Source organism: Arthrobacter sp. (assembly GCF_031179985.1).
GTDB lineage: Bacteria > Actinomycetota > Actinomycetes > Actinomycetales > Micrococcaceae > Arthrobacter.
In genome coordinates this window covers 1-8,562 of sequence record NZ_JAPSHJ010000079.1, presented here as the reverse complement: position 1 = coordinate 8,562, position 8,562 = coordinate 1, and the positions used below count along the sequence as shown (strand labels likewise).

Below are 8,562 nucleotides of genomic sequence, written 5' to 3'. Positions count from 1 at the left end.
AGTTCGAACAGCCATGGCAGCAGGGCGAGAGTAGTTCCTGCGCCGGCAAGGCTTGCGATGACGAGCCCTGACCGGCTCCAACGGACGAGGAGAACGGGCAGGAGCAGGCGGGATGTGATGGACGCTGCTGCCCGCGTGGCCAGCAAAATGCCGACGACAACAGGGGAAACCCCTTTCTCCTCGCCCAACAGAGGGAGGAATGCAACCAGGATGTCCGTCGTCGCCAAAAGTGCCAGGCTTGCCACCATGTTGGTCTTCACGGTGGGATAGCGCAGCAGCGAGGTCACCGAGTCCCGACCGGGCCTCGGTGGCAGCTTCCCATCCTCCCTGTGTGGAGGTCCCCGTTTTACGCCAGTTCCGAATCCGAAGGGAACGGCGAGCGCGGCGATGGCGCCGGCAATGAGAAGACCGGTATTCGAGTCAGCCAGCCTCACTCCGGAAGGAACTCCTTCGGCGGCACCCATAGCGAGGCCCGCCAGCAGCGGCCCGGCCATCTGTCCCAAGGAGAAGGAAGCCGTAAACCATCCAAAGGCGGCGTCCATACGGGCGAGGGGGACGAACCTGGCGATCGCGGATTGACCCGCGATCGTGAAACAGAGATGCCCCAGACCCAGCACCGCACTGGCTGCTGCAACAACAGGCAGTGATGGAGAAGCAGAAAGCAGGACGGGCCCGGCCGCCAGGAGTAACGTCCCCACGACGACGATCCCCCGGAGGGAACTCCGCCTGTCCGATACCCTGCCCAGCCATAGCGCGGCCGCTACCGGGACGAGCGCATAGGACGCCGACGTCAGGCCGACGATGAGCGAGTCCCCGCCCAAGGCCAGGACTTTGTAGGAAATCAACGGCCGGGCAAGGTTCAGCGCTATCTGGCAGAGGACAGCGGACGCGATCAGCATCCATAGCCATTTACGTGACTGTGGCCGGTACTTACTCAAGGGTCCCCCGTCGTTTCACGCGACCATCATTTGAAGTCCGCGCTGTTATCTTTCGCTACCTCCAGCAGCGTTGCCTGGAAGGCTATTTCTGCCGCTGCCCGCACCCGGTCATGCCGATGCGCCAGGAGTACCCGGCGGGAAGGTGCGCTGGCACCCAGCGACACAATGCTGACGCCGGGATGCTTGTTCACCACAGCCGTTCGCGGCGCAAGTGCAATGCCGAGTCCCACGCTGACCATGGCCTGGGCCTCTTGGTAGTCATTGGCATGGAACGCGATCCGGGGCACGAATCCTGCCGCCTTCGCACTCCTGTGAAGCACTTCAACAACAGGGTGTTCCTCTTCCCGAACAATCCATTCCTCGGTGGCAAGATCCGCCATATCCACCTGTTTCCGGCGGGCGAGCTTGTGATTCTTGCCCACGATGAGGGCAGTGGCGTCTTCAAAGACGGTGGTGAGTGCGAAGTCTTCCGGGTTGATTCTGTTCCATTCGTAATCCCAGAGCAGAGACATACCCACCTGGCCGTTTTCGAGCATTTCGATCAGGTCATCAAACCGGCTGCTGCGGACATGCAACTCGATCGCCGGGTATTGCCCTTTGAACCTGCTGATGACGAGCGGCAGAAAGGAACCCCCGAGGGTAGGGAAGGTTCCCATGGTGAGGCTGCCGCGGTTGAGCCCTGCGATTTCAGCTAGATCAGCCTCCGCGGCGGCCATCTGGCGCAGGATTCTCCGGGTGTGCGCCGTGAGGACGTGCCCGGCATCGGTCGGCACCATTCCGCGCGCCTGCCGCTGCAGCAGCGGCTGGCCAACTTCCGCTTCCAGGCGCCGGAGTTGCTGGGAGACCCCTGACGGGGAGTACACGTGTTTTTCCGCGGCTGCGGTTATTGAACCGAGCTCCACGACGTCCAACAGCAGTTCGAGTCTTCTGACGTTCAGCACAGCACTCCTGACTTGAAGTAATAGTTCAGCCCCCAAAAGTATCCTATCCATCTCCTTCAGTCAGACACTAAATCCGCCGGAATGGGCGGGCATTACCGGGCCCCTTACCGGAATTGCTTGGGGACAACCATCCACCGAGCGCCTTGCGAATGAAGCAAAAGTGCATACTCATGCATTTTTTCGTGATTGTAATTCATACGGGGCTGGCATCACACTGAGGTAGGCCATAGCGCTGAGGGCCCGTATTCGGGGCTTTGAGAAAGGTGTAAAGCGATCATGTTCAGAATTCCGGCCACGTGGATGCGCGGGGGAACCAGCAAGTGCTGGGTCTTCGAATGGGACCATCTGCAGGTCCCCGGGAAGACGGTGGATGAAGTCCTGCTGCGGCTGTTCGGCAGTCCCGACCACCGACAGATAGACGGCGTTGGCGGCGGCACGTCCACGACGAGCAAGGCGGTTATCCTCGCCCGCTCCCTCAGCGAGGACGCCGACGTCGATTACACCTTCGCCCAAGTGGGCATCGACGAACAGCGGGTTGACTGGGGCAGCAACTGCGGCAACTGTTCCGCCGTCGTCGCACCGTACGCCATCGAGCGCGGTTGGGTGGATGCCGGGCAGGAAAGCACGGCGGTCAGGACCCTCAACACGAACACCAATCAGCTCATTCTGCAGAGGGTGGATACACCCCACGGTGCACTGGGAGACGCCGGAACCCAGATGATCCCGGGCGTTCCGTTCCCCGGCATGCCGGTGGGTATGGGTTTCTTTGACCCGGCCGGAAGGACCACCGGCGCGCTCTTCCCAACGGGGGAACCAGTCGAAAAGCTGGGCTTCGACGGCCGGCAGGTGACTGTGACGCTCATCGATGCCGGCGCTCCCGTCGTCATCGTGGAAGCCGATGCAGTGGGCCTGACCGGACACGAGACCGCCGCCGAAATCGACACGCGGAAGGAACTGCTGGTGCACCTGGATGACCTGCGGCGTGACGCGGCCGTGCAGATGGGGATTGCCACCAGCCGAGCCGGCGCCGAGCGCGCCATCCCCAAGTTGGCACTGGTGGCCAGGCCAGAGCCCGGCGACAAGGCCGACATCGTCGTCAGGATGCTCTCCATGGGCCGCCTGCATCCCGCCCTCGCCATCACGGGCAGCGTGGCCTTGACGATGGCTGCCCAACACAAGGGGACCGTACTGGCCAACCTGATATCGAGCGACGTCTCTGCAGGGGTGACCATGCGGACGCCGGCAGGGCTCGTGCAGACGTGGTCGGAAATCAACGACGGCGTCACCGTGGTTGGCGCCCTCCGCAGTGCGCGCCGGATTGCCGACGCCGAACTCCTGCTTCCCGACACCTGGTAACCGCCACAATAAAAGCATGCCCCTCGGTGACACTGCGGTGCTCGCCCCAAGAGGCACAAAATTAGAGGATATTCTCAATGACGAGTCAGAAGTCAGCCTTGGAACCCCCCGGCATCATCCAAGAGACCGCACCCACCGAGCAGCCTGATCCGCCGCAGCACTCACGGCGCACGGTCTTGGCCGTTGTTGCATCTTTCGCCGCACTCGGCGTCGCCACCACTGTCCTGGGCGGGGGCCTCCTCAACCCGCCCTCCAGCACCGAGGACGGTAACTTCAGCGGTGAAACTCTGGAATTCCTCATTCCGCTGGCGTCCGGAGGCGGCACCGACACCTGGGCCCGCTTCATCGGCACTGAACTGACTAACTACGTTCCCGGCCGTCCGGGCTTTGCCCCCGTCAACGAACCTGGCGGCGAAGGCATCTCCGGCACCAACAAGTTTGCCCGCTCCGCCAAGATCGACGGTACTGAAATCCTGGTAGGGACAGCCTCCACGGTGGTGCCCTGGGTCCTCGGACGCTCGGCCGTGAAGTACTCATTCGAGGACCTTAAGCCCCTGGTGGTCAACGGCACGGGCGGCGTGATTTATGCCCGCACCGGAGCAGGCGTCAAGAACGTCAACGACCTCCGCAACAGGGACAGGCCCCTCGAGTTCGGTGGCATCAGCGCCACCGGCCTGGATATCACGACGTTGGTGGCCTTCGACCTGCTCGAGGCAGACGTGACGTCGACCTTCGGCTTTGAAGGCCGGGGCCCTGTCAATCTGGCCCTGCAACGCGGCGAGATCGACCTGGACTACCAAACCACCTCCGCCTACGGCTCCGCCGTCGAAGGCATCGCCAAGGAAGGCAAGGCAACAGTGCTGATGTCCTTCGGCCAGCTGAATGAATCCGGCGAGGTCATCCGGGACCCCAACTTCCCCGACGTCCCCACCGTTCCCGAGGCCTACGAACAGCTGCACGGCAAAAAACCCACCGGCCAGAAGTTCGAGGCCTACAAGACCCTCCTCGGCTTGACCTATACCTACCAGAAAGGCCTCTGGGTACCGAAGGAAACGCCGGACAAGGCGGTCACCCTGCTGCGTGAATCCAGCGAAAAGCTCGGCACCGACCAAGATTTCCAGAACAAGGCCGCCAAAGTCCTCGGCGGCTACCCCCTTGTAGCGGATGCCGGCATGGCCGACCGCGTCAGGGAAGCGTACACCGTCAGCAGCTCCGTCAGGTCCTACGTCAAGGAACTGCTCGAGAGCAAATACGACATCCACGTTGAATAAGGACCATCATGCTTGATTCCGCTATGGCAGCGCTGGCGTCACTCGCTGACCCTTCCCTGCTCCTCATGCTCCTTATCGGCACCGTTGCCGGTCTGGTCATGGGCCTCATACCCGGCTTGGGCGGCACCGGCGCCGTTGCCATTCTCTTGCCGATCACCTTCGGCATGGAACCGCCACAGGCCCTAGCGCTCCTCATCGGCGCACTGGCAGTCGTCCACACCTCCGACACTGTCTCCGCAGTACTTCTTGGCGCCCCCGGTTCCGCATCGGCCAGCGTCACGATGCTCGACGGCTACTCAATGGCGAAGAAGGGCCAAGCGGCGAGAGCCCTGACGCTCGCGTTCCTTTCTTCCATGGCCGGCGGCATTATCGGCGCCATCGGCCTGACCCTGGCCATTCCACTGGCACGGCCCCTGGTGCTGTCCTTTGCCAGCCCGGAACTCTTCATGCTGACCGTCCTCGGTGTTGCCCTGGCCGCAGTCCTGTCCCGCGGCAACATCATCAAAGGTGTCTCCGCCGGGCTGCTGGGTCTTGTTCTGGGCATGGTGGGTACCTCGCCGACAACGGCCGAGGAACGCTTCACCTTCGGCAGCCTCTTTCTCGGTGACGGGCTCTCGCTCGTTGCCGTTGCCTTGGGCATCTTCGGCCTCGCCGAAATCGCCTCGCGAGCCAGCCAGCGGCGCGGCCAGAAGGAAAACATTAGCCTTGGCGGCGGCTGGGGCAGGGGTATCCGCGAATGGCTGTCCCACTGGACCCAGGTGATCCGCGGTGCACTCATTGGCATCTGGGCAGGCGTCCTGCCCGGCGTCGGCGCCACAGCCGGAACCTGGCTGGCGTACGGCCAGGCGGTGGCCACGGCGAAGGACAAGCGCCAGTTCGGCAAGGGAGACCCCCGCGGCATTGTTGGCCCGGAAAGCGCCAATAACTCCGTCGAAGCCGGCGACCTTATCCCCACGCTCCTGTTCGGCATCCCCGGCGGCGTCCCCTCGGCCATGCTCCTCGGCATGCTGCTGACGTACGGCATCCAGCCCGGCCCGTCCATCATCACCGAGCACCTGGACCTGATGTACCTCATCGTGTGGTCCTTCGCGATTGCTTCCATCCTCGGCGCCCTGTTCTGCTTCCTCAGCGTCAAGCAGCTCGCGAAACTCACCAAGGTCCCCTTCGCCGTCCTGGCCGCCGGTCTGGTGGCGATCATGCTCCTCGGGTCCTTCCAAGAGGGCGGCCAGCTCGGCGACCTCTGGGTGATGATTATCCTCGGCGTGTTCGGCTGGCTGCTGAAGTCAACCGGGTTCCCGCGGGCCCCGTTCCTCATCGGGTTCGTCCTGGCGATCCCGCTCGAGCGCTACTACTTCCTCACGGACAGCCTCTACAACGGCCTGGACTGGATGGCACGCCCGGGCGTGCTCGTGTTCCTCGCCATCCTGATCCTGCCCATCGTCTGGGCCTTCATCAAATTCCTCCGCGCCCGCCGCCACTCAAACGTCGACGACGGTCACCGTGACGAACGGCCCGAGGACGACGAGAGCCAGCTCAAGAACTCGACCTGGTCCCTGACCGCAGCGGGCATTTTCGCCGCAGCCTTCTCCGCAGCCCTGATCTCCTCTGCGTCATTCTCGCCGGAGGCGCGGCTTGTGCCACAGCTGGTGAGCATCGGCGGCCTGATCTTCTCCGGCATCCTGCTCTTCACCGAAATTAGGACCTGGCTCAGGACCAGAACGGCACGGGTGGGCTGGACGCTCGATGCGGGGTTCGCGCTGAAAACCTTTGTATGGATGACAGGCTTCCTGGCTCTCACGGCTGCCTTCGGATACCTGGTCGCGGTAACGATCTTCATCCCCGCGTTCCTGCTGGTGGTGGCCAGGGCACGCCTGAAGACAACGGTGGTCTACACGCTGGTCCTGTACGTTGTGCTGCTGGCCCTGCCGTCCCTGCTGCCGATAGATCTGCCGCAGGGCTGGCTCAACACGCTCGTCTAGAAACACTGTCCCATCCCCGTCTCTACTGGAGAGAAGCAAGAACATGACGGTTCTCGTTGCCTATTCCCCCGCCGCCGAAGGCAGGGAGGCCCTGACCACAGGGATCACGGAAGCACTGCTCAGAAAAACAGACCTGCTGATCGTGAACGTGGGGCGCGGCCACCACGACCTGGACCCTGCGGAAATGCAAGAGCTTGAGGCGCAGCTCCACACGGCCGGCCTGACCCTGATGATTGAGTCCTCCGTGCTTTCCGATCCCGGTGACGCCGTGATTCAGATAGCGCAGGACCGGAACGTGGACATGATCGTCGTCGGACTCCGACACCGGTCCATGGTTGGCAAGCTCATTCTGGGCAGCACCGTCCAGCGCATCCTGCTCGACGCCACCTGCCCCGTCCTGGCGGTCCGCGCCGACAGGCTCTAGCGGCCGCCGGGTTATCAAAGCTGCCGGTCCTTCCGGCAGGCGGCGGCCACTCCCCGCACTCCATCGCAACAGGTAGCCCGAAGGACGGGCGCGGCGGAAGGTGCGCCGCAGAAGGAGGCAGGCTGACCTGATGGGTCACCTGCCTCCTTCACCATGTCCCTTACTCATCAGGTGCTGCTGCCTGAGAGGTGCCAGCGAAAGAGGGACACCGGTTTACCGTTCCTCACACCGCACCGGCAGTTCCCCTTCCTCGCTGATTCTGCGCCCATTCCATGGCCGGTACTCTTGAAGTAGCCCATCCCGCCCGGAAGGAGGAACACATGACCGCGACCCAGTCGGACCGCGGACCTCAGTTCCTGCGCCGCGCGGGCTTGCTCGCCGGGCTGCTGGCGATCATCGCCGGGATCGTCGGAATGCATGTCCTGACCGGGCCCCACGCCATCCACATGGCAGGTTCCACCGCTGCGGTGCAGACCCACCACGTGGCCACGGACCAGATGGCGACGGAGAGCGCGGGCCATGGGGGCCACGACAGCCACCACAATCCACGCACGATCGCCGCCGGTGCGAGCACTGCCAATTTCCCTGCGCCGACGTCGGACACTTTCAGCTGCATAGGCGGGGATCCCTGTGCCGGCATGTCGGCCATGGGCGGGTCCTGCATCCCGTCCGGCAGCACCGGTTCCCTTGCCGCGCCGCCCCCGGCAACCGTCGCATTCGCCGCTGACAGCCAGGCACCCAAGGCGGCCGTCTCCGGCTACGCCTACCTTCCGGAAAGCCGGTCACCGGCCGACCTTTGCATCAGCAGGACGTAAAGCGAACCCTGCGCCGCCTGCCACAGGCCACAGACTGCAGCCGGCGCCGCGGACAGGCCAAAGGCCACAGCGCAGACGTTCCTATCCTGACGGGCCCCGCGCCCGTCCTCCCCTCGGTAATCCACTGGTCAAGACCCACAGGTCGCGAGTGACCAGTCAAGAGGCACCAGCTGATTTCAAAGGACCAGTAATCCCATGAACAAGAACAAGAACTTCTCCATCCTTTCCGTTACCGCCGTCGCCGCAGCCATCGTCCTTGCCGGCTGCGCCAACGGGGGCGGCAGCACGTCGGGGTCAGGCGCAAGCCCCGCCGAGACGGCGGCTGCGGCCGCGTCGGCTGCTGCCACAACAGGTGCAGCCGCTGAGCACAACGAGGCAGACACGATGTTCGCGCAGATGATGATCCCCCATCATGCCCAGGCCGTGGAGATGAGCGACATGATCCTAAAAAAACAGGACATCCCCGCCGAGGTGACCGCGCTGGCGACGCAGATCAAGGCCGCGCAGGCGCCGGAAATCGAAAAAATGGCCGGCTGGCTCAAGAGCTGGAACGAATCAGCAACACCGTCCGCGGGCGCCCACTCTGGTCATGGGTCGGTCGGCATGAGCGGCATGATGAGCGCCGAGGACATGTCCAAGCTCGATGCTGCCCGGGGCACCGATGCAGCCAGGCTGTTCCTGACCCAGATGATCGCCCATCATGAGGGTGCCGTCATGATGGCCAAGACCGAGGAAAGCGGCGGGAAGAATCCCGAAGCCATCGAGCTGAGCAAGACCATCATCAGGGCGCAGGAGAAGGAAATTCAGGAGATGAAGGACCTGCTGGCCAAGCTCTGAC

8 protein-coding genes are annotated in these 8,562 nt (G+C 63.6%); 6 read left to right on the top strand and 2 right to left on the bottom strand.

Features of this window, described 5'->3' with window-relative positions:
* On the bottom strand, positions 1-899 hold an 899-nt coding region (locus tag RIN13_RS19480), incomplete at its 3' end, for an MFS transporter (protein WP_309108966.1).
* A 65-nt stretch (positions 900-964) separates the two neighbouring features.
* Positions 965-1,879 carry a LysR substrate-binding domain-containing protein gene (locus tag RIN13_RS19475; protein WP_309108965.1) on the bottom strand — a complete coding sequence of 305 codons (915 nt, stop codon included), beginning with the start codon at positions 1,877-1,879 and terminating at the stop codon, positions 965-967.
* A gap of 276 nt (positions 1,880-2,155) precedes the next feature.
* Between RIN13_RS19475 and RIN13_RS19470 the strand changes: the two genes are divergently transcribed.
* The 6 genes from RIN13_RS19470 (at position 2,156) to RIN13_RS19445 (ending at position 8,561) form a co-directional block, all read left to right on the top strand.
* Entirely contained in the window at positions 2,156-3,235 is a 1,080-nt protein-coding gene (locus tag RIN13_RS19470; RefSeq protein ID WP_309108964.1) for a PrpF domain-containing protein, read from the top strand.
* 77 nt (positions 3,236-3,312) lie between these two features.
* Positions 3,313-4,506, top strand: a complete 1,194-nt coding sequence (locus RIN13_RS19465; protein WP_309108963.1) for a hypothetical protein — start codon at positions 3,313-3,315, stop codon at positions 4,504-4,506.
* Positions 4,507-4,514: 8 nt separating this feature from the next.
* Complete coding sequence (locus RIN13_RS19460) at positions 4,515-6,485, top strand: tripartite tricarboxylate transporter permease (protein ID WP_309108962.1); 1,971 nt, start codon at positions 4,515-4,517, stop codon at positions 6,483-6,485.
* A gap of 43 nt (positions 6,486-6,528) precedes the next feature.
* Positions 6,529-6,909: a universal stress protein gene (locus tag RIN13_RS19455; protein ID WP_309108961.1), complete on the top strand. Its 381-nt coding sequence runs from the start codon at positions 6,529-6,531 to the stop codon at positions 6,907-6,909.
* 320 nt (positions 6,910-7,229) lie between these two features.
* The gene (locus RIN13_RS19450; protein WP_309108960.1) at positions 7,230-7,724 is read left to right on the top strand and encodes a hypothetical protein; all 495 of its coding nucleotides are present in this window, start codon (positions 7,230-7,232) and stop codon (positions 7,722-7,724) included.
* Positions 7,725-7,919: 195 nt separating this feature from the next.
* On the top strand, positions 7,920-8,561 hold the full coding sequence (locus RIN13_RS19445) for a DUF305 domain-containing protein (RefSeq protein WP_309108959.1): 642 nt from the start codon (positions 7,920-7,922) through the stop codon (positions 8,559-8,561).
* Position 8,562: the final 1 nt, after the last annotated feature.